Here is a 21,100-nt window from a genome sequence, read left to right as displayed (position 1 = left end):
ATATGCACCTCTACGTGCGCTCAAAAAACTAAAGATATGAAAATTCAAATGGTTGATCTTAAAGGTCAATACCTGAAAATAAAAGAAGACGTAGATGCCGGTATCCAGGAATGTATAGACAATACAGCATTTATTAACGGTCCTGCTGTAAAAGAATTTCAACAGGATTTTGAAAAATATTTGGGTGTAAAACATGTTATTCCTTGTGCTAACGGAACAGATGCTCTTCAAATTGCCATGATGGCGCTTGATCTGCAGCCTGGTGACGAAATCATCTGCCCTGCTTTCACTTATGTAGCTACTGCTGAAGTTATTGGTCTTTTAGGATTAAAACCGGTAATGGTAGATGTAAATGAAGATACTTTTGATATTGATCTGGAAGGTTTAGAAAAATATCTGACACCCAATACCAAAGCAATTGTTCCCGTTCACTTATATGGCCAAAGTGCCAATATGGAGAAAATTCTTGAATTTGCAGAAAAACACGGTCTTTTTGTAATAGAAGATAACGCTCAGGCAATTGGATCAGATTATACTTTTTCTGATGGAACTGTCAAAAAAACAGGGACTATAGGCCATATCGGATGTACCTCATTTTTCCCGTCAAAAAACCTTGGATGCTATGGTGATGGAGGGGCGTTAATGACCAATAATGATGATTTAGCTTTAAAAATCAGAATGATTGCCAACCATGGTCAGGAAAAGAAATACTATCATAAAGTTTTAGGCTGTAATTCCAGATTGGATACAATTCAGGCAGCAGTTTTAAAAGTAAAACTTAAACATTTGGATGAATACTCAGCTGCCAGAAATAGAATGGCTGATTATTATGATAAAAATCTTGCTGGTATTACCGAAATTCAGATACCCAAAAGAGCTGAAAACTCTACCCATGTATTTCATCAGTATACCCTTAGAGTGAAAAATGGGAAAAGAGATGAACTACAAAAATACTTGGCAGAAAAAAATATTCCAAGTATGATATATTATCCCTTACCTCTTTACAAACAAGAAGCTTTTCTTCAATATGTAGAAGATGGGTTTAGTCTTCCTGTTACGGAGCAGCTTTGCGCCGAAGTGATTTCTATTCCTGTACATACAGAATTTGATCAGGAAGTAATGGATGTTATTGTTACTGAAATTAAGAATTATTTTAATTAATATAAAGCAGATATGTCAGATTTTTTTGCACACGAAACAGCTGTTATTGATGAAGGTTGCCAGATAGGGACCGGAACCAAAGTTTGGCACTTTTCACATCTTATGACCGGCTGCGTTTTAGGAGAAAAATGTAATATAGGACAAAACGTTGTCATTTCTCCTAAAGTAGTTTTAGGCCAAAATGTGAAAGTTCAGAATAATGTTTCTATCTATGAAGGAGTAACATGTGATGATGATGTTTTCTTAGGCCCCTCAATGGTTTTTACCAATGTAATAAATCCAAGAAGTGCTGTCAACAGAAAAAATGAATACCTGAAGACCCATGTTGGAAAAGGTGCATCTATAGGAGCGAATGCAACTATTGTCTGCGGACACAATATAGGCCAGTATGCTTTTATTGGAGCAGGTGCTGTTGTTACAAAAGAAGTGCCCGACTATGCATTGGTGGTAGGAAACCCTGCCAGACAAATGGGTTGGATGAGTGAATTTGGGCAAAGACTTCATTTTGATGCAGAAAATATTGCCGTTTGTGAAGAAAGTGGAGAAAAATATAAATTAGAAAATAACAAAGTTTCTAAAATTTAAAAACATACAAATGAGTGAAAAAATAAAATTTGCAGTAGTTGGCTGCGGGCATATCGGAAAAAGACATGCCGAAATGATCTCAAGAAATGAGGAATGTGAATTGGTTGGATTGATCGATGTTAAAGATAAATCTGTACTGGGAATTGAAAATTATGAAGTTCCTTTTTTTGCATCACTAGATGAGTTCTTGGCTTCCGGGATTGAAGTGGATGTTATTAATATTGCTTCTCCAAACGGATTCCATTTTGAGCAATCCTATAAAGTGATAGATGCAGGAAAACATGTTGTGGTAGAAAAGCCAATGGCTCTGAAAAAACAACATGCTGAAAAACTTATTTTTCAGGCTTTGCACAAGCACAAGCAAGTTTTTGCTGTAATGCAAAACAGATACTCTCCACCTTCTGCATGGGTAAAAGAAATGGTAGAAAGCGGAAAACTTGGGAAAATATATATGGTTCAGCTTAATTGTTACTGGAACCGTGATGACCGATATTATAAACCGGAATCATGGCATGGAAAGAAAGAACTGGATGGAGGAACTTTATTTACACAGTTTTCTCACTTTATAGATATTATGTACTGGTTGTTCGGTGATATTACCAATATTCAGGCAAAATTTGCAGATTTTAATCATGAAACGCTTACTGATTTTGAAGATTCAGGTTTCGTTAGCTTTGATTTTGTAGACGGAGGAATGGGATCCTTAAACTATTCTACTTCCGTTTGGAATCAGAATCTTGAAAGCTCTATGACAATCATTGCAGAACATGGAGCCGTGAAAATAGGAGGGCAATATATGGACAAAGTAGAAGTTTGTAATATAAAAGACTATGTAATGCCGGAACTAGCACCAACGAATCCTGGAAATGATTATGGCGCTTATAAAGGGTCTGCAGCCAATCATCACTATATCATTGAAAATGTTGTAGACGTATTAAAAGGGAGAAATACCATCACCACTAATGCTTTAGAAGGGCTTAAAGTGGTTGATATTATTGAGAGAATATATAATCTGAAGTAATTATATACTTATGAACTGCATTCTAAAAAGGAAAGGAATATCCAAAAAATAAACTGATATTTTGCAAGAGAAATTTTTACGTCTATTCAAAGATAGTTTTTTTAGAGGAGTCACAACACTGGCTTCAGGGACTATAATTGGACAAATTTTAGTTATTTTAGCCTCTCCGTTTTTATCTAGAATTTATCCGGTAGAATCTTTTGGAAATTTGGCAATATTTACAAGCGTTACTGCCTTTTTAGCTGTTGTTTCTACAGGAAGATACGAGTTAGCTATTGGGTTACCAAATTCGAAGGAAGACTCCTATAAAATTATCAAATTGATTGTAATTATAGGGTTTGTAGTTTCCTTTATATATCTATTGCTAATAATAATTCTGAAATATATATTGAATGTTTTAGATAAAGATTTATTCTTATCTCAGAATATCTATTATTTAGCACCTTTTTATATTTTTTCTGTTGCCATTTTCTCAGCATTGAATTATTGGAAACAGAGACAAAAGGCATATAAAACCATTACAATAGCTACTACTTTACAGATCATAAGTACAACGTTGACAAGCCTAATATTAGGTTTTTTCAATGTGAAATCTGGACTTATACTATCTCTGATGATGGGTATTTTGGTTGGGATACTCTATCATGTATTGACTGAACGTACAATAGTGAAAAGTGTTATCAAACAAAATGAAGTGAAGAGTATAGCACTACAATATTCTTCTTTTCCAAAATACATGACATTTTCAGATTTGTCTTTAGTGGCTAGCCAGCAATTTATACCAGTTATATTTTCTTTATTATATAGCACTACTGTTGTAGGTTTTTTTTCTATGGCAAATAGAATTATAAGAATTCCAAATATTGTTATTACCAGTGCAATCAGTAATGTTTTTAGAAATGAGGCAATAGATGCAATTAGGATAAACGGGAATTGTAAAGACTTATACTTTTCTACAATGAGGAAGTTGATATTTCTTTCATTGCCTGCATATTTATTCCTATTTTTAACAAGTAAATTTTTATTTAGTTGGATTTTTGGTAAGCAGTGGTATGTAGCTGGTGAGTATTCACAAGTTATTTCAGTTTTTTTGTTTTTTGAATTTATCGCTACACCCCTTAGCTCAATTTATTATATAAGAGGAAAGCAAAAATTGCTTATGAAACTTCAATTGCTGAATGCTGTATTAGGTTTTATAATGATTTTGGCAGGTTATTTAATTTTTTCAGATGCATACATGTCGTTAGTGTTTTTCACGATTTCTGCTTCTGTTTTTAACATAATACTAATATTTAATTCATACAAAATCTCAGGAAGTAACAATTCTTTATAAACTAGAAACAATATAATTAAGAAGGATGTCATTATTTACCAACAAGTTTAGATTTTTTAAAGTATTTATTTATTTTATTTTTGTTTTTTCAGGTTCTCTAAAGTGGTAATTCTATTTAAATATTTATTGCTTTCTTTACTATTTAATAAGTCTTGATTTTTTATTACTATGAAGTATTTCAAACTATTAATATTTTTTATCCTATATAAATTATCATTAGATTATCTCTATGTTAACTCAATATCTGTATATTATGAGTATCTTGGTTATGTAAGAGAATTTAGTCATACCATTAATACGCTTTCTTACATTGCTATAGTATTTTATACTTATTTTTTTAAAAAGATTTTAGAGAAAGATACTCCTGCAAGCTTAATTCTTATGGTGATATATCTATTATACTTTTTACCCAATTTAACTTTTTGTATATATACCAATAATTTTGAGTTTTTTTTATATAGTGTTTTATATTGTGCTCTTCTATCTTTGTTTTATATAAGGTATAATAACGTGAAATATTATAAAATTTTTGACAATTCCCAATCCATGATATTGTTTAAAATTTTGCTATATACCGTAGTGGTACTGATGATTGTTTTTTCCGTTATATATAATGGTTTTAATATTAAATTTGATTTTGAAGAAGTGTATGAAATACGGGCTAAAGTTAGTGAGTTAAATATGCCTTCATTTATTAATTATCTCCGGCCGATAGCAAGTATGTTTATTCCGATTTCTTTTATGTATTATCTGGTACAGAAAAATGTTTTTTTAAGCTGCCTGTTTTTCTTCTTTGGTTTAATGATGTATTCCTTTGGTGCACATAAGACAGATTTCGTATTATTGATCATGACCATACTGATCTATTTTTTTTATAAGAAAGAATACAATAAGTATCTTCTGCATGCATTTATTGGTTTCAATCTTATTTTGATGTTTTTTGTTGAATTTGGAAGTGAGAGTGTTCAAATCAGTATTGCCAGTCTTTATTCAAGAGCCTTTTTTACGCCTACTTTGTTAGCCTATTGTCATTATGATTACTTTTCAACTCATGAATTACTTTACCTCAGAGAGCATTTTGGACATTGGTTTGAGACCAACGTAAATCATAAAAATAACTCTCCTTATATTATAGCAGCAACTTATTTTAATGACCCGGATATGTCTTCCAACACAGGTTTGGTTGGAAGTGATTATGCACAGTTTGGTTGGGCTTCCCTACTGGTATTTCCTATTTTGAGAGCTTATTTCTTTAGAGTATTTGATATGTCAAGCTTTAAATTAGACGCAAGAATATATTTGATTTCTAGTTTTTCTTTTGGAATTCTATTTATCAATGGAGCTTTTTTTACAGCACTTATTTCAGGTGGGTTTTTAGCTGTTTGCTTTTTACTTTATTTAATGCCTAGATATAAAAAAAATGAATAAAAAAATACTTCATCTTTCACCCACAGATATCCGATATGATAGTAGGATTTTAAAAGAGCTGAAAGCAGTCCGGAAAATTGAAGATACAACTCTGATAGCCTATGGAATTGATGATTCCGAAGGACATAAATATGAAACAGAGCATATGCCTTTTATTAAGGTATTCAATATTGCTACAAAAAATCTGAAATTTTTACCAAGACCTGTCAGATATTTTCTTAATCTTATAGAGGCATTTATTAGAATGGTTTTTCCAGGGATCAAATATAAACCGGATATCATTCATTGTCATGATACCCTGTATTTGCCCATTGCAAAAATGATCAAATTATTTTGTGGATCAAAACTGATTTATGATGCCCATGAGCTTGAATCTGATAAAGCAGGGCAATCAAAAATACTTTCAAAATATACTCTTTTCATTGAAAAAATGTTGTGGAAAGATATTGATATCCTGATTAGTGTGAGCCCATCAATTATTGATTGGTATGATGAGCATCTTGGGAAAAAGGAAAGTGTTCTGATATTGAATTCCCCTTTGCTTGATCCTTCTCAAAAAGAACACATTAAAAATAATTATCTCAGAGAAAAATTTAATATTCCTGAAGGAAAAAAAATATTTTTATACCTGGGAATAATAAGTGAAGTCGGAAGAGGTGTAAATTTGTATTTGGATGTTTTTCAAAGAAAAGAAATAGATTCCCATATTGTTTTTATTGGTTATGGTGAATATGTTGATGAAATAAAAAAAATAGCACTTAATAATGATAATATTCATTACCATCCGGCGGTTCCACATCATCAGGTAGTAGAGGTGTCTACCTCTGCTGATGTAGGGCTTTGTCTGGTGGAAGCTGTCTCTTTAAGTGATTATTATTGCCTACCTAATAAATTATTTGAATATGCTTTTTCAGAATTGTATATTTTAGCGTCAGATTTTCCAGATATTAAAAAAATTGTTAGTGAATATAATTTAGGAAAATGTAGTAGCTTGGATGCTGAAAATTTATTTGAAATTGTAAAAGACGTTGAGCATTTAGATTTGGATAATAGAATTAAGAAAGACCTTTATCCACTTAGCTGGAACTTTCAGGAAAGTGAATTATTAAAAATGTATAACAATATTTTAAAAAATAAAGAATAAAAAATAAAGACAAATGTGTGGAATTTTTGGAGTCGTATCAAAGACTCATATAAACAAACAGAAGTTTCAAACCCTGGTAAAACATTCCGAACAAAGAGGAGTAGACTCCAGTGGTTTGATCTATTATCAAAATAATCACTATAAGGTAAACAGAGCAGATTATAGTATTGAAAAATTACTGAATAAAGTACAGCCGTATAATAATAATATTGTATTAGGACACAGTAGGTTAATCACCAATGGTCTTGGAGATAATCAGCCAGTGGTGAGAGGAAATATATGTGCTATACATAATGGTATCATTGTAAACGAAGAAGAAGTTTGGAGTAAATTATCAGTAACTAGACAACTGAAAATTGATTCTGAAGCTATTGTAGCCATTGCAGAAGAATTTCTTAGTAATACGGAGAATAAAATTGAAAATCTTCCTAAAGAAATACTTTCTCTATGTAAAGGAGTTATTGCATGTGCTCTTGTGTTACCGGAAAAAGGAAAACTGCTTCTTTTCTCCAATAATGGAAGCTTATATGTAGGTTACAATGAGGATAAAACTTATTTTGCTTCAGAAAATTACGGACTTAAAATTATTGGATGCGAGAATATTAGCCAGATAAAAGATGAAGCTATGATTCTTGATATTCCTGTTTCAGAAGAAAAGCTGAATATTGTAGACGAAAAAAGCAGAGTAGAAAATTTAATTCCTGAATTTAAATTTAATACTATTGAAGAAGGCCTACTGGAATATAAAAAAATAAGCATTAAGAGATGTACAAAATGTATACTGCCGGAAACAATGCCTTTTATAAAGTTTGATGATGCCGGAGTATGCAATTATTGCAAAAATTATAAACCAAGAAATAATCCCAAACCGAAAGAAGAATTATTTAAATTGGTTGAGCCATACAGAAGAAAAGGAAAAGAATTAGATTGTATTGTTCCTTTTTCAGGAGGTAGAGATAGCTGTTACGGATTACACCTTATTGTAAAAGAGCTGGAAATGAAACCGGTTACTTATACCTATGATTGGGGAATGGTAACCGATCTTGGCCGAAGAAATATCAGCCGCATGTGTGCAGATCTTGGGGTAGAAAATATTATTGTGGCAGCCGATATCTCACTCAAAAGAAAAAATATAAGAATGAATCTTGAAGCTTGGCTTAAAGCTCCACATTTGGGGATGATGGCGATGCTCACTGCAGGAGATAAGCATTTCTTCAGATATGTAGAAGATATCAAGAAACAAACAGGAATCAATCTTAATCTTTGGGGAGTAAATCCTTTGGAAGTAACTCACTTTAAAACAGGATTTTTAGATATTGAACCTGATTTTGAAGAAAAAAGAGTGTACAGCCATGGTGCTATGAAACAGCTGAGATACCATTCTAAACGATTCAGAGCGATGATGCAGAGTCCTGGATATTTCAATAGCTCACTCTGGGATACTCTTTCAGGAGAATACTACCGTAGTTTTACTGATAAACAGGATTATTACCATATTTTTGATTACTGGAGATGGGATGAAGAGCAGGTAGATGATACTCTTTTAAATCATTATGATTGGGAAAAAGCGATAGATACTACTACTACCTGGAGAATTGGAGATGGTACAGCGGCTTTTTATAATTATGTATATTATACTGTAGCGGGTTTTACAGAACATGATACATTTAGAAGTAATCAGATTAGAGAAGGACAAATGACAAGAGAAAGAGCTTTAGAGCTTGTCGAAATAGAGAATGCACCACGTTATCAGAATATCAGATGGTATCTTGATACTTTAGGATTGGATTTTGAACGCGTGATAAAAATAGTTAACAATATTCCAAAATTGTATAAGCAATAATTGAATCTAATTGTAAATGCCTACTTATAGATGAAAAATTTATTAATTTATAAACTGAGGTTTATTTTTATTTATTTGTTTTGTACCATCAGCATTTGCCCGATGGTACAGGCATCTGTAAGCAAAACATCTTTAATATCGGTTGAGCCTGTGTTCAGACAACAAAATCTGAAAACTACAGAAATTGTTAGTCTGATCAATCATTATGATGATATCTTTGCTTCCGAAACAAAAATGGCGAATTGGCCGAATGCCGTTTATGACTGTGCAGCTTTTTTATATATTCCGATACAATACGCTTACGATACAAAGAATCAGACAATCATAAAAGAACTGCAGACACTTTTTACCTACGATAGACTGCTTATCATAAAAAACAGATCAGATGTAGACGATTTAAGTAAAAGAACTTTCTATTTCACAGTTTCTGAATATCTGAGAAGAAGCGGAATACGTGGTGATGCAGAAAAGACAAAGATGTTTAATTTCATCAAAAAAGAAATATTAAACTATTGGAATAATACCTATGCAAATATTTGGGATGCAGAATCAAAGAAATTCTATGGAGTAAAGCAAAGAGTACAGTATCTGCTGACTGGTGAGTATAACGGTGATATGAGCTATTATAGTGCATTTACTGATCTTGAGTTTTATATTATGGCAACAGGAGTTAGTCTTTCCCTTATAGAGAAAGATATGTCATTTACTGCTACTAGGGATTTGATAAACATTAGAAACTCCTTTTATCAGGTAATGCAGAAAAAAGTAGTATTCCAGGATAATGTATGGTATTTGCAGCCTAATGTCTGGAAAGATCACCCCAATTTTCAAGATGTGGTCTTAAAAAAGAATCAAAGTGTTAATTGGGATGCATCTCATTTTTCTCGAATGCCGGCTTATCTCCATATTCTGAAATTAGCATTTCAATCTGATATTACAAAATTTCAGTATTTAGATAAACTTAATGCGTTGCTTTCAAGGCAATTACTGAACAATATTGCAATGTATAATCCTAAAGATGGAACTTATGCTTTCAATAATTTTGTAGATGGAAATAATAGCAATTTTAGAAGTAACCTTAAAAAAGGAGAAAAGGGATTGTTGCCATCTGAGGATTATAGCCATATTTTTTATGGATGGTGGAAGATGCTGAATACAAATGAGGTAAATATGATGTATGATAAGATTGCACTTAAATACTCTTATTATTCCAATCAAAATCCTTATATCAATGATAATAAAGGGTATTTTCAAGAAATTGTAAATTTAAAATAACACATAAATACCAATGAATATCTGGTTAATTTCAAAATATGCTTCACCACCTCAATATGCAAAAGCCCCGTCACGCTTATTTTATCTGGCGAGAGAGTTTAAAAAAATGGGAAACGAAGCTTTATTAATAACATCAGATGCAAATCATTTTACAAATTGTCCCGAAACCGATAAAATATATAATGATGAAGAGCAGGATGGTGTCGCTATAAGATGGATTAAAACAAAAAAATATACTAGAACCGCCTCTATAGACAGAATTTTATCCTGGCTTGATTTTGAAAGAAAGCTGTTTTTGATGAAACTTTCCAATATGGAAAAACCAGATGCCGTTATTATTTCATCACTTTCTATTTTTACGATTATATATGGTTATTATCTGAAAAAGAAGTTTGGAAGTTTCTTAGTTTTTGAAATTCGTGATATCTGGCCTTTAACAATGACAGAGGAAGCAGGTTTTTCAAAATGGCATCCTCTAGTTTTACTGATAGGATTTATAGAAAAGTTTGGGTACAAAAAAGCTGATTTGGTTGCCGGTACAATGCCAAGGCTGGATTTACATGTAGAAGAAATATTAGGATATAAAAAACCTTTTCATTGTTCTCCATTGGGATTTGATCCTGAAAATTATTCTGAAGATTTCTTGAAAGAGAAAAATCCATTTTTAGAAATAGTACCTTCAGGTAAAGTAATTGTTGGGTACGCAGGGAGTATGGGAGTTACCAATGCATTGGAGCCTTTTATTGAAGCAATACAAATGATGAAGGGGGATCGTAACACTCATTTTGTACTTGTGGGAAGCGGAGATTTGAGAACATCCTATGAAGAACAGCTGAAAGATTGTTCAAATGTCACATTCCTACAGAGAATTCAACAGAATGAGGTTAAATATTTTCTTCAGGTTTGTGATATTCTATACTTATCCACAAAAGATTCAAAAGTATGGGACTATGGGCAGTCTATGAATAAAGTGGTAGAATATATGCTGGCTGGCAAACCAATTATTGCTTCGTACACTGGATATCCTTCTATGATTAATGAGGCAGAATGTGGCAAGTTTATCAACAGTACATCTGCAGAAGATATCAAAAATACAATTTTATATTATGCCAATATGAGTCCGGAAGAAAGAATTGAAATCGGAAGTAAAGGCAGAAAATGGATTTTTAAAAACAGAACGTATCCGGTGTTGGGGAAAAAATATATAGATGCTATTTTATCTCATTCTGTAAAGCAAAAGAAGTAGCTTTGCACTGGTGAAATAAAAAATAGGCTTTATTTTGAAAATTACGATTAATAATAATTTCATCTATAAGCTATTCCTGTTATCAGTTATGGTGGGAAATACTATTGCCATTTCTTTTGCAAAACCTTTGGAGATGAGCCCCAGGAATTTTTCTATACCATATCGGATCTTGATCATTGTTTTCTCTTTGTTGATAATATATAGAGAAAGAAAAAATATCAGTTTTAAAAATATTTCAATAATAAGCCTTGTTGGGTTCTGGATTTTTTACATCATCAAGCTTATTTACTCTTTTAATAATTATTCGTTTAATCAGGAAGTATTATTATCAAGGAATGAAGATATTTTTAGAATCTTATGTATGATACTTTTACCCAGCATTGCATTATTATGCATCAACTACCGTACAGTAGATTTTAAAAGTATAGCAAAATATAGTGTTAGTATTCTCTGTGGTCTTCTTGTCATAAATTATATATACGGCTATATAAAATTAGACCATATTTTTAGTACCTATTACATAATGTATGGTCATATAGGAGCTTCATTGTTTATCATATCATTATTTTTGCTGTTGTTTTGCAGAGAAGATTATAAAACCTATTTTCTGTTCTTTTGCCTTTTCTTAGGCCTTTTTAATGTTATACAGTCTATGGCGAGAAGCCCAATTGTAGCTATTTCTGTATGTTCTTTATACATGATTATTTTAAAAGGGAATAAAAAATATATTTTCTATGCTCTCATTTCCATTATGCTGTTTATAGGACTGATTATTCTTCATGAGCAATATGGTAATGGAGCTATAACAAGTTTTAATAGAATGTATAAATGGATAGCGCATGGAGATACATCTAGCAGAGAACCACTATATAATAAAGCTATAGAAATATTTAATTCAAATCGTTTATTGGGAGGAAGGATATTATTTGAGGACGGCGTTCATCCACATAACATCTTTTTAGAGCTTTTAATGGGTACTGGTATTTTAGGACTGATTGTTTATTTCTTAAAGTTTTGGCCCGTTGTAAAAAATGCTGCTTTATTTTGGAAAATTCAAACGGGAAATATATACTATAAACTTATTTTTGCGTTATTTTTGCAATACTTTACTTTAGTACAGACTTCTTGTAATCTTTTCAATATACCGGAATTTTTGTACTTTAGCTCAATGATTATAGGTATTGGTTATACGGCAAAAACACAGGAAATTTAAAAAAGATATTTATAAAAAGCATATGATGATTGATACACCAAATTTCTAAAAATGTACAAAAATTATTTAAAGAGGATTTTCGACTTTGTAGTTGCTCTCATAGGAATTACCATCCTGCTTCCAATTTTTCTTATCGTAATGGTTGGATTATTTCTTTCCAATAATGGTAAACCTTTTTTCTTTCAACAGAGACCTGGTAAAAACGGGAGAATATTTAAAATTATAAAGTTTAAAACAATGAATGATAAAAAGGATTCTACTGGAAACCTTTTATCAGATGCAGAAAGATTAACAGCTCTAGGAGCATTTGTCCGTAAAACATCTCTGGACGAAATTCCACAATTACTTAATGTACTCAAAGGGGATATGTCCCTTATCGGACCAAGACCTCTTTTGGTTCAGTATCTGCCACTGTATAATGAAAATCAGGCACGCAGACATGAAGTAAGACCAGGAATTACCGGATGGGCACAGGTAAATGGTAGAAATGCTATATCATGGAATCAAAAATTTGATTACGATGTATGGTATGTAGAAAATATATCATTAAGCTTAGACGTGAAAATTTTCTTTTTAACAGCTAAAAAAGTTTTTATAAGAGAAGGCATTTCACAAGAAGGACAGGCAACTATGGAACCTTTTAAAGGAAATATTTAAAATATGAAAAAAATAGCAATTATTGGTGCAGGAGGATTTGGACGTGAGGTAAAGATGCTGATCGATCATATCAACCAGAAAGATAAACAATTTGAAATTCAGGGTTTTTATGATGATAAACATTATGATCATGATATTAATGGAGTTCCTTACTTAGGAAAGATTGAAAAAATAAATGAAGTAGATCATCCTTTGTGTATTGCAGTAGCAATTGGAGACCCTAAAACAAAAAAGAAGATTATACAGGGGATCAATAATCCTAATATTGAATTTCCAACATTAATACATCCGTCAGTGATTATTGGACTGGATAATATCAAAATTGGAAAAGGAAATATTATATGTGCAGGAGTTATTATTACAGTTGATATTGAAATTGAAGACTTCGTAATCCTTAATCTTTCTTGTACGGTAGGGCATGATACTATAATAAAAAATTATTCTTCATTCATGCCGACAGTTAATATTTCAGGAGAGGTAGTTGTAAATGAAGCAGTCTACGTAGGTACAGGTGCAAAAATTATAAATCTCCTGGAGATCGGTGAAAATACTATTGTTGGAGCAGGAGCAGTAGTTTATAAAAGTCTTCCCGCCAACTGTACAGCAGTTGGAATACCAGCCAAACCAATAAAATTCCACGAATAATATGAATACTAAAATCTGGTTATCATCACCCCATATGGGAGGTAACGAACAAAAATACATCAACGAAGCATTTGAAGAAAACTGGGTAGCACCGTTGGGCCCTAATGTTGATGGACTTGAAAAAGATCTGGAACAGTTCTTGGGTGAAAATGCAAAAGTTGCCGTTCTTTCGGCAGGTACTGCTGCATTACACCTTGCGCTTATTGAATGTGGAGTACAGCATGGTGATGAGGTTATCTGTCAGTCAATGACTTTCTCAGCATCAGCCAATCCTATTGCTTACTGTGGGGGAACTCCTGTTTTTGTAGACAGCGAACCAGATACCTGGAATATGTGTCCAAAAGCTTTAAAAGAAGCTATTGAAGACAGAATTCAAAAAGGAAAAGAGCCCAAAGCAATTATTGTCGTTCACCTGTATGGCATGCCGGCAAAAATGGATGAAATTTCAGCTATAGCTCAGGAATTCCAGATTCCTGTGATAGAAGATGCTGCAGAAGCTCTTGGTTCTACTTACAAAGGACAGGCGTGCGGAACATTCGGACGTTTTGGAGTATTAAGCTTTAATGGTAACAAAATTATTACTACCTCAGGAGGAGGAGCTTTGGTTTGTCATACTCAGGAAGATAAAGATAAAACGGTTTTCCTTTCTACTCAGGCAAGAGATAATGCACCTCACTATCAGCATTCACATATTGGTTTCAACTACAGAATGAGCAATATTGTTGCAGGGATAGGAAGAGGACAGATGGAAGTACTTAAAGATAGAGTGGCTGCCCGTAGAGCAATGCATGATTTCTATTTTGATATCTTCAAAAATATTGAAGGAGTGACTGTATTTTCAGAGCCTGGAAATGATTTTTATTCAAATCACTGGTTATCTGCCATTATCGTTGATCCACAGGTTACAGGAAAAAACAGAGAAGGCCTGAGACTTGCATTTTTAGAAGATAATATTGAATCAAGACCGCTTTGGAAGCCGATGCATCTACAGCCGGTTTTTGAATCTTCTCCTTATTACGGAGGAAAAATTTCTGAAAATCTTTTTGATAATGGGCTATGTCTTCCATCAGGGTCTAACTTGTCAGATAATGACAGAGAAAGAATAGCAAACGTAATCCGTAACTATTTTGGAGTTTAATATCATTGAATTGAATGAATCAGTATAAATATTGGAAAGTTGTTTTTGACTTTATCTTAGCGGTAATATTGACTCTCTTTCTTATGCCGGTACTGATTATTTTATTTGTGATTGCTAGCCTCGATACATCTTCTAACGGGATCTTTTTTCAGACAAGAATAGGACAGTATGGAAAGCCATTTACCATATTTAAGTTTAAAACAATTCATGATGACAAGAGAGTATGCTCCAGAATCGGGCAGACACTCAGGAAATTTAAATTTGATGAATTTCCCCAATTGTTTAATATTTTAAAGGGTGAGATGAGTTTTGTAGGCCCCAGACCTGATATCGAAGGGTATTACGACAAACTTACCGGAGCAGATAGAAAAGTTCTGGAACTAAAACCAGGGTTAACTTGCGAAGCTAGCATAAAATACAGAGATGAAGAAAATCTTCTGAACAGTCAGAAGAATCCTTTGGCATATAATGATGAAATATTATTTCCGAACAAAGTAAAAATGAATCTTGACTATTTTGAAAATATGTCTTTCAAAAATGATATAAAGATTTTATTGAATACAATAATAACCATATTGAAATAGAGTTTTTCTACTATTATGAAAATTAAAGAAACCCCGCTTAAAGATTGCTATATCATAGAGCCTACCATATTTGAAGATGAGAGAGGCTACTTCTTTGAAAAATTCAACGAAAAAAAATTCGAGGAATTGACAGGAATGAATGGCCACTTTGTACAGGATAATATTTCCAAATCATCTTATGGAGTATTAAGAGGACTACATCTTCAGAAAGGTGAACATGCACAGGCAAAACTGGTGTCATGTCTGGAAGGCAGTGTGTGGGATGTTGCCGTAGATCTTAGAGAAGATTCTCCTACCTTCGGAGAATGGTTCGGAATAGAGCTTACTGCAGAAAACAAATTACAGCTTTATGTGCCGAGAGGTTTCGGACACGGATTTGCCGTATTGAGTACTCACGCTGTATTTTCCTATAAATGTGACAATTTTTATAACAAAGAATCAGAAGGCAGTGTAAAGTTCAACGATCCGGAGCTTGATATTGATTGGAAAGTTGACGAAAAAGATGCCATACTTTCGGAAAAAGACCAGAACGCCCCTGGATTTAAAGACAAAAACTTTTAAAATATATCCCTGAAAACCACTTTTATAAAGTGGTTTTTATTTTTTAATTCTTAACTCTTCAATATTTTGTATCTTTGCAGACTCAAAATCAAAACGATGCGTACAAAATCTGTAGGGAAGAAGAAAATCAATGTAGTCACTCTTGGGTGTTCCAAGAATGTATATGATTCTGAAGTATTAATGAGCCAGCTGAAAGCTAATGGCAAAGAAGTGGTTCATGAAGACCGTGGTGACATTGTTGTCATCAATACCTGCGGATTTATTGATAATGCTAAAGAAGAATCTATTAATACTATCCTTGATTATGTTGAGGCTAAGAATAGAGGTGAAGTTGAAAAAGTATTCGTTACAGGATGTTTATCAGAAAGATACAAACCGGATTTGGTAAAAGAAATTCCGGATGTAGACCAGTATTTCGGTACAAGAGACCTTCCGATGCTTCTGAAACATCTTGGAGCAGATTATAAACACGAGCTGGTAGGAGAGAGACTTACAACAACTCCAAAACATTATGCCTACCTTAAAATTTCAGAAGGATGTGACAGACCATGTTCTTTCTGTGCGATCCCATTGATGAGAGGAGGACACATGTCTACCCCTATCGAAAAACTGGTTTTAGAAGCTCAGAAACTGGCAAAAAAAGGAACAAAAGAACTAATTCTTATTGCACAGGATCTTACTTATTATGGTCTTGATCTTTATAGGAAAAGAGCATTAGGAGACCTTTTAAAAGAATTGGTTAAAGTAGAAGGAGTAGAGTGGATTCGTCTTCATTATGCTTTCCCAAGCGGTTTCCCGGAAGATGTTCTTGATATTATCCGTGAAGAACCTAAAGTATGTAACTATATAGATATCCCTCTTCAGCATATCAATTCCGATTTGTTGAAATCCATGAAAAGAGGAACTACCCATGAGAAAACAGATGCTCTTTTAGGAAAGTTCAGAGAAAAAGTTCCGGATATGGCAATCAGAACAACCCTTATCGTTGGATATCCTGGTGAAACAGAAGAAAGATTCCAGGAACTTAAAGACTGGGTAAGAGAACAGAAGTTTGACAGATTAGGATGCTTTACATATTCTCATGAAGAAAATACTACGGCTTACGTATTGGAAGACGACATTCCGCAGGAAGTAAAAGAGGCAAGAGTAGAAGAAATCATGGAATTGCAGTCCCAGATTTCATGGGAAAAAAACCAGGAAAAAGTAGGTAAAATATTCAGATGTATTTTTGACCGTAAAGAAGGGAATTATTTTATCGGAAGAACAGAGTATGATTCACCAGATGTGGACAATACAGTTTTAGTTTCTGCCGAAGATACTTATATCTCTATAGGTGAATTTGCAGAGGTTAAAATTACTTCAGCTGAAGAGTTTGACTTATACGGAGAATTAGTCTAGCTAAATGCTTACTAATCAGTTTAAAATAAGATTTGTAAAATTAAGTTATTAACGAAAATTAACATAGAATTTTCTCGGTTACTTATTTTTATTTTATTGATAATCAATTTGTTAATATTTGGTGTAATCAAGATTTTTCAAATTTCTATTTTAAAGTATATAAATTTGAAAATTATATCTTAAATTTGCGCAAGAAGCAATATTTTTAAATAATATGCTTTCAATAAGTTAAATATTGTTTGAAGCTAAAAGTAATTAGAATAGTTTTTTAAACCTTTAGTTTCTATATAATGTTCACAAGTTGGGATGCGTTTTCCTTTTTTGAAAATATTGATGAAAAAAAATGTAATTAAAAATCTTTAAAAACTTATGAAAAAATTTTTATTAACAGCAATTATGCTTGTTGGCCTTTCGGCCCTTTCTAAGGCTCAACAAGGGCGAGTGGGGATTAACACAACCGCACCTGCCGCAACGCTAGATGTAGTAGCTAATACTACAGACAACGCTAGACCTGACGCCTTATTGGTCCCTCGTATGACAAGAGCACAATTATTAGCTAAAGATGCGGCTTATACAGCAGCTCAAAATGGAGCGCTTGCTTTTGTAACAACAATTGATGGTACTGCAACTCCTAAAACTACCAACGTTACAGCTGTAGGTTTCTACTACTATGATGGCCAGACTACTAATACCTGGATCACTGTAGGTGGTGGCGGAAGCGTTACGCCTGCTGCTCCTTCTGTAAGAATCTCTACAACTGGATCAGACTTATCTGCAGCAGATTTAAACGGTTATGTATTTATTGATACAGCAGGTTCAGTAAACTTGGCAACTATTCCTGTAAGTGCAGCTACTAAAGGTAAAACAGTTACTATCGTAAGAATAGGATCTACCAATGTTAGTATAACGGGAATGAACGCAAGTTCTGTTAACTCTATTACTGTTCAAGGTAGAGGTATTGCTTTTGTTTATGATGGTACTGCATGGCAGTCTTACTCTGTAAACTAATCTTAATTTTTACACACATTTAGTTATGAATAAAAAAGTTTTATTAGCTTTTGCCTCTGTAGTGGCAATGCTTCAATATACAAATGCGCAGGTTAGAACAAATGGTTTTGCCAGCGGAAATATACAAGGACAAGGAGTTTTCTTAGATGCTTCTGGAAGTACAGGTGGTTTCACCGACAGTGTAAACAACGGAAAAGGACTTGTTTTCCCAAGAACAGACTTAACTACTTTTACGTTTGCAACTCCTGTTACTGACGAGGATAACTTCCCAACTGCTTATGATGGTATGATTGTTTTTAATAGCGCTTCAGGAACAACAGTTTCTGGTATTGCTACAAGTGTAACTCCGGGATATTATTATTTCTCTAATCCAACTGGTGGAACAGCAAATGGTTTTGCAACTTCAACTGGTAGATGGGTTTCACTTTCAACTTCACCTAAAGTAACTGTTGGAACAGCAGAAACAACTACAAATACTATTATAAATGTAAGCCCGGGTGTTGATAAGCAGCTTTATGCTATCAAAGGATCTTTCACTGCAAGTGGTACTTCTACAGCAGTTAATATCCCTGCACCTACAGGAATGACTACAATGTATGGTATTACAATCTATAAAGCAGGTACAAACACTGTTTATGATAGAAGTTTATATTCTTATAATCCTGTTACAACTCCAGGAAATGCTATTACAGGATCTCCTAGTATGTCTGTAGTGTATCCTAACGGTACTTATGATTATGTATTAGAATATTTAAAATAAGATATTTATTTAATTACATATAAAAACCAATGAGAGATCATTGGTTTTTTACTTTTAAGAGATTTGCGTTCATTTATTTTTTCGGGTTACATATCATCACTTATTCACTTTTTTGGATGACTAAAGCAGATAATTGTTGGATAATAGATCTGTCTGTAAATTTTAACAAAATAAAATGGTGTTAAAAAAAGAGTCTGCTACCTTGCCTTATAAGAGTAGATGTCCTTTGGCAGAAAGTTTTTCCGGATTCCGGATCTTAAGACTTTAATTTTTTTAAGATTGATTTTCAGATTTTATTTTAACTTTATTAATTTGTAACCAACTGATTTTCAATTGTTTTTAAAATGTAGAAATTTAAATTATGCACAAATTAGTTAATTATGTTAACTTTTTGACTGTTTTTTTAACACTTTTTAACACTGTAGTCTAAAACCCCTGTTCATAGGGGGTTACAGCGATACTTAACATTTGTTTAATCTTTTGTTAACGTTTTTTAACATATTGAATAGGGTTTTCTAAAGATTCCTGATACATTTGCTCCGTCAAAACCAATAAAAGTTCAAAATGATGAAAAGATTCATTCTCGTAATCATAATGATGATTTCAACCTTAGGTATTTATTCTTTTACGAGTAATGCCTTAGATGCGAAAAAAACAAGTTATGCATCGTACTACCACGATAAATTTAACGGTAGAAAAACTGCTAGCGGAGAAATCTTTGATAACTCAAAGTTTACTGCAGCAAACAGAACGCTTCCATTTGGAACAAACGTTAAGGTTACTAACCTTAAAAATGGTAAAGAGGTAATAGTGAGAATTAATGACAGAGGGCCTTACCATTCATCAAGATCTTTAGACATGTCTAAAGCTGCGTTCGATGAGATCGGAGATATCAGCCATGGTACAATTCCGGTCGAATATGAAATTGTCGATTAATTTTATGATTTAAATTAAAAAAAAGCCAGCTGATTCAGCTGGCTTTTTGTATGCATAAATAACTCGCTAATTATAGGTCCAATTCCAATAACGCAGGACAATGGTCAGAATGCACAGCTTCCTTTAAAATAACAGCTCTGGAGAGCTTATCCTTTAAACTGTAAGAAGTGAAGTTATAATCCAGCCTCCATCCTTTATTTCTGGCTCTGGAATTTTGTCTGTAGCTCCACCATGTATAATTGTCCGGATCATTATTAAAAAACCTGAAACTATCTATCAGTTCACATTCATTCATGAAATCAGTCATCCATTCTCTTTCCATAGGAAGAAACCCTGAAACATTTTTTAACCCAATTGGATTGTGAATGTCAATGGCTTCATGACAAATATTAAAATCACCCGATATAATCAGGTTAGGAATTTCTTTTTTTAAATTTTTGATATACTCCAGAAAGTCATGGCAAAACTGCATTTTAAAATCCAGTCTTTCAATATTAGACGCAGAAGGAACGTATACTGAAATCACTGAATATCCGTCAAAATCCGCACGGATGATTCTGCCTTCATTATCATAGCTTTCAATCCCGCAGCCATACTCTACATGATTGGGTTTAATTTTTGAGGCAATTCCGACCCCGCTGTAGCCTTTTCTTACTGCTGAGTGCCAATAACTGTGGTAACCTAATTTTTCAAGGCTTTCAATATCTATCTGATCGTTTCCAGCCTTGCTCTCCTGAATACAGATGATATCCGGATCAGCAGTTTGTAGCCAGCCCAGAAAATCTTTTGTAAAAGCAGCTCTGATTCCATTGACGTTGTAGGTGATTAATCTCATTAGTCTTCTATAAAAAGTTTAAAATTTTCATTGTATTTCGACGGGATAAATTCCGTGATGTCATAATCCGCTACCTGATGAATATAAAAAGGATCTTCAGAAATAATCTGCTCAATTTCATTTTTAAATTCTGCGTTGGCTATAATGATGCCTCCCGTTCTGGGCTCTTTTCTTCCCGAAGCAATAAACCGTCCGGATTCATAATACTTATCAAGGAAAATATTATGCTGGGGAATAAGACGTTCCACATTTTCAATAGAACTCTTGTAGGTAAGCGAAATAATAAACATGATTTATTTTTTACGAAGATATGAACTATAAAAAAGAAG

21 protein-coding genes are annotated in these 21,100 nt (G+C 33.1%); 19 read left to right on the top strand and 2 right to left on the bottom strand.

The window, feature by feature from the left end; all coding sequences use genetic code 11:
• Positions 1 to 36 precede the first annotated feature (36 nt).
• The 19 genes from FW780_RS09290 (at position 37) to FW780_RS09200 (ending at position 19,936) form a co-directional block, all read left to right on the top strand.
• On the top strand, positions 37 to 1,161 hold the full coding sequence (locus tag FW780_RS09290) for a DegT/DnrJ/EryC1/StrS family aminotransferase (protein WP_149833325.1): 1,125 nt from the start codon (positions 37 to 39) through the stop codon (positions 1,159 to 1,161).
• 12 nt (positions 1,162 to 1,173) lie between these two features.
• Positions 1,174 to 1,746, top strand: coding sequence for an acyltransferase (locus FW780_RS09285; RefSeq protein WP_149833324.1), 573 nt, complete (start codon positions 1,174 to 1,176; stop codon positions 1,744 to 1,746).
• 10 nt (positions 1,747 to 1,756) lie between these two features.
• Positions 1,757 to 2,767 carry a Gfo/Idh/MocA family protein gene (locus tag FW780_RS09280; protein ID WP_149833323.1) on the top strand — a complete coding sequence of 337 codons (1,011 nt, stop codon included), beginning with the start codon at positions 1,757 to 1,759 and terminating at the stop codon, positions 2,765 to 2,767.
• Positions 2,768 to 2,828: 61 nt separating this feature from the next.
• The gene (locus FW780_RS09275; protein ID WP_167510667.1) at positions 2,829 to 4,100 is read left to right on the top strand and encodes a lipopolysaccharide biosynthesis protein; all 1,272 of its coding nucleotides are present in this window, start codon (positions 2,829 to 2,831) and stop codon (positions 4,098 to 4,100) included.
• Positions 4,101 to 4,646: 546 nt separating this feature from the next.
• On the top strand, positions 4,647 to 5,528 hold the full coding sequence (locus tag FW780_RS09270) for a hypothetical protein (protein WP_149833321.1): 882 nt from the start codon (positions 4,647 to 4,649) through the stop codon (positions 5,526 to 5,528).
• A complete protein-coding gene (locus FW780_RS09265; RefSeq protein ID WP_149833320.1) occupies positions 5,521 to 6,672 on the top strand; it encodes a glycosyltransferase in 1,152 nt (383 codons plus the stop codon). The genes FW780_RS09270 and FW780_RS09265 overlap by 8 nt, the downstream gene beginning before the upstream one ends.
• Positions 6,673 to 6,685: 13 nt before the next feature.
• Positions 6,686 to 8,515: a glucosamine 6-phosphate synthetase gene (locus tag FW780_RS09260; protein ID WP_149833319.1), complete on the top strand. Its 1,830-nt coding sequence runs from the start codon at positions 6,686 to 6,688 to the stop codon at positions 8,513 to 8,515.
• Positions 8,516 to 8,545: 30 nt separating this feature from the next.
• Positions 8,546 to 9,790, top strand: coding sequence for a hypothetical protein (locus FW780_RS09255; RefSeq protein WP_149833318.1), 1,245 nt, complete (start codon positions 8,546 to 8,548; stop codon positions 9,788 to 9,790).
• A gap of 13 nt (positions 9,791 to 9,803) precedes the next feature.
• Positions 9,804 to 11,036 (top strand): glycosyltransferase family 4 protein, encoded by a 1,233-nt coding sequence (locus FW780_RS09250; protein ID WP_149833317.1) that lies wholly within the window; start codon positions 9,804 to 9,806, stop codon positions 11,034 to 11,036.
• Positions 11,037 to 11,397: 361 nt separating this feature from the next.
• A complete protein-coding gene (locus FW780_RS09245) occupies positions 11,398 to 12,249 on the top strand; it encodes an O-antigen ligase family protein (RefSeq protein WP_167510666.1) in 852 nt (283 codons plus the stop codon).
• Between the two features lie 51 nt (positions 12,250 to 12,300).
• Positions 12,301 to 12,906, top strand: coding sequence for a sugar transferase (locus FW780_RS09240; RefSeq protein ID WP_149833315.1), 606 nt, complete (start codon positions 12,301 to 12,303; stop codon positions 12,904 to 12,906).
• Positions 12,907 to 12,909: 3 nt separating this feature from the next.
• Positions 12,910 to 13,551 (top strand): acetyltransferase, encoded by a 642-nt coding sequence (locus FW780_RS09235; protein ID WP_149833314.1) that lies wholly within the window; start codon positions 12,910 to 12,912, stop codon positions 13,549 to 13,551.
• Position 13,552: 1 nt separating this feature from the next.
• Positions 13,553 to 14,689 carry an aminotransferase class I/II-fold pyridoxal phosphate-dependent enzyme gene (locus FW780_RS09230; RefSeq protein ID WP_149833313.1) on the top strand — a complete coding sequence of 379 codons (1,137 nt, stop codon included), beginning with the start codon at positions 13,553 to 13,555 and terminating at the stop codon, positions 14,687 to 14,689.
• 14 nt (positions 14,690 to 14,703) lie between these two features.
• Positions 14,704 to 15,273, top strand: a complete 570-nt coding sequence (locus FW780_RS09225) for a sugar transferase (protein WP_149833312.1) — start codon at positions 14,704 to 14,706, stop codon at positions 15,271 to 15,273.
• Between the two features lie 15 nt (positions 15,274 to 15,288).
• On the top strand, positions 15,289 to 15,834 hold the full coding sequence (gene rfbC, locus FW780_RS09220) for a dTDP-4-dehydrorhamnose 3,5-epimerase (RefSeq protein WP_149833311.1): 546 nt from the start codon (positions 15,289 to 15,291) through the stop codon (positions 15,832 to 15,834).
• A gap of 96 nt (positions 15,835 to 15,930) precedes the next feature.
• Entirely contained in the window at positions 15,931 to 17,232 is a 1,302-nt protein-coding gene (gene rimO, locus FW780_RS09215; RefSeq protein ID WP_149833310.1) for a 30S ribosomal protein S12 methylthiotransferase RimO, read from the top strand.
• A 369-nt stretch (positions 17,233 to 17,601) separates the two neighbouring features.
• Positions 17,602 to 18,240, top strand: a complete 639-nt coding sequence (locus tag FW780_RS09210; protein WP_149833309.1) for a hypothetical protein — start codon at positions 17,602 to 17,604, stop codon at positions 18,238 to 18,240.
• Positions 18,241 to 18,265: 25 nt separating this feature from the next.
• The gene (locus tag FW780_RS09205) at positions 18,266 to 19,000 is read left to right on the top strand and encodes a hypothetical protein (RefSeq protein ID WP_174774447.1); all 735 of its coding nucleotides are present in this window, start codon (positions 18,266 to 18,268) and stop codon (positions 18,998 to 19,000) included.
• Positions 19,001 to 19,564: 564 nt separating this feature from the next.
• Positions 19,565 to 19,936 carry a septal ring lytic transglycosylase RlpA family protein gene (locus FW780_RS09200; RefSeq protein WP_149833308.1) on the top strand — a complete coding sequence of 124 codons (372 nt, stop codon included), beginning with the start codon at positions 19,565 to 19,567 and terminating at the stop codon, positions 19,934 to 19,936.
• 70 nt (positions 19,937 to 20,006) lie between these two features.
• On the opposite strand, the gene FW780_RS09195 is transcribed toward FW780_RS09200, so the two are convergent.
• Together FW780_RS09195 and FW780_RS09190 are read right to left on the bottom strand one after the other, a co-directional pair.
• Positions 20,007 to 20,771 (bottom strand): exodeoxyribonuclease III, encoded by a 765-nt coding sequence (locus FW780_RS09195; RefSeq protein ID WP_149833307.1) that lies wholly within the window; start codon positions 20,769 to 20,771, stop codon positions 20,007 to 20,009.
• A complete protein-coding gene (locus FW780_RS09190; protein ID WP_149833306.1) occupies positions 20,771 to 21,061 on the bottom strand; it encodes a YciI family protein in 291 nt (96 codons plus the stop codon). Before FW780_RS09190 ends, FW780_RS09195 begins: the two co-directional genes overlap by 1 nt.
• Positions 21,062 to 21,100: the final 39 nt, after the last annotated feature.

The sequence above is a fragment of the Chryseobacterium sediminis genome, from assembly GCF_008386505.1.
In the GTDB taxonomy this organism is placed as follows: Bacteria; Bacteroidota; Bacteroidia; order Flavobacteriales; family Weeksellaceae; genus Chryseobacterium; species Chryseobacterium sediminis.
Note: the sequence above shows the minus strand (reverse complement) of the source record. Positions and strands in the feature narration are given on the sequence as shown.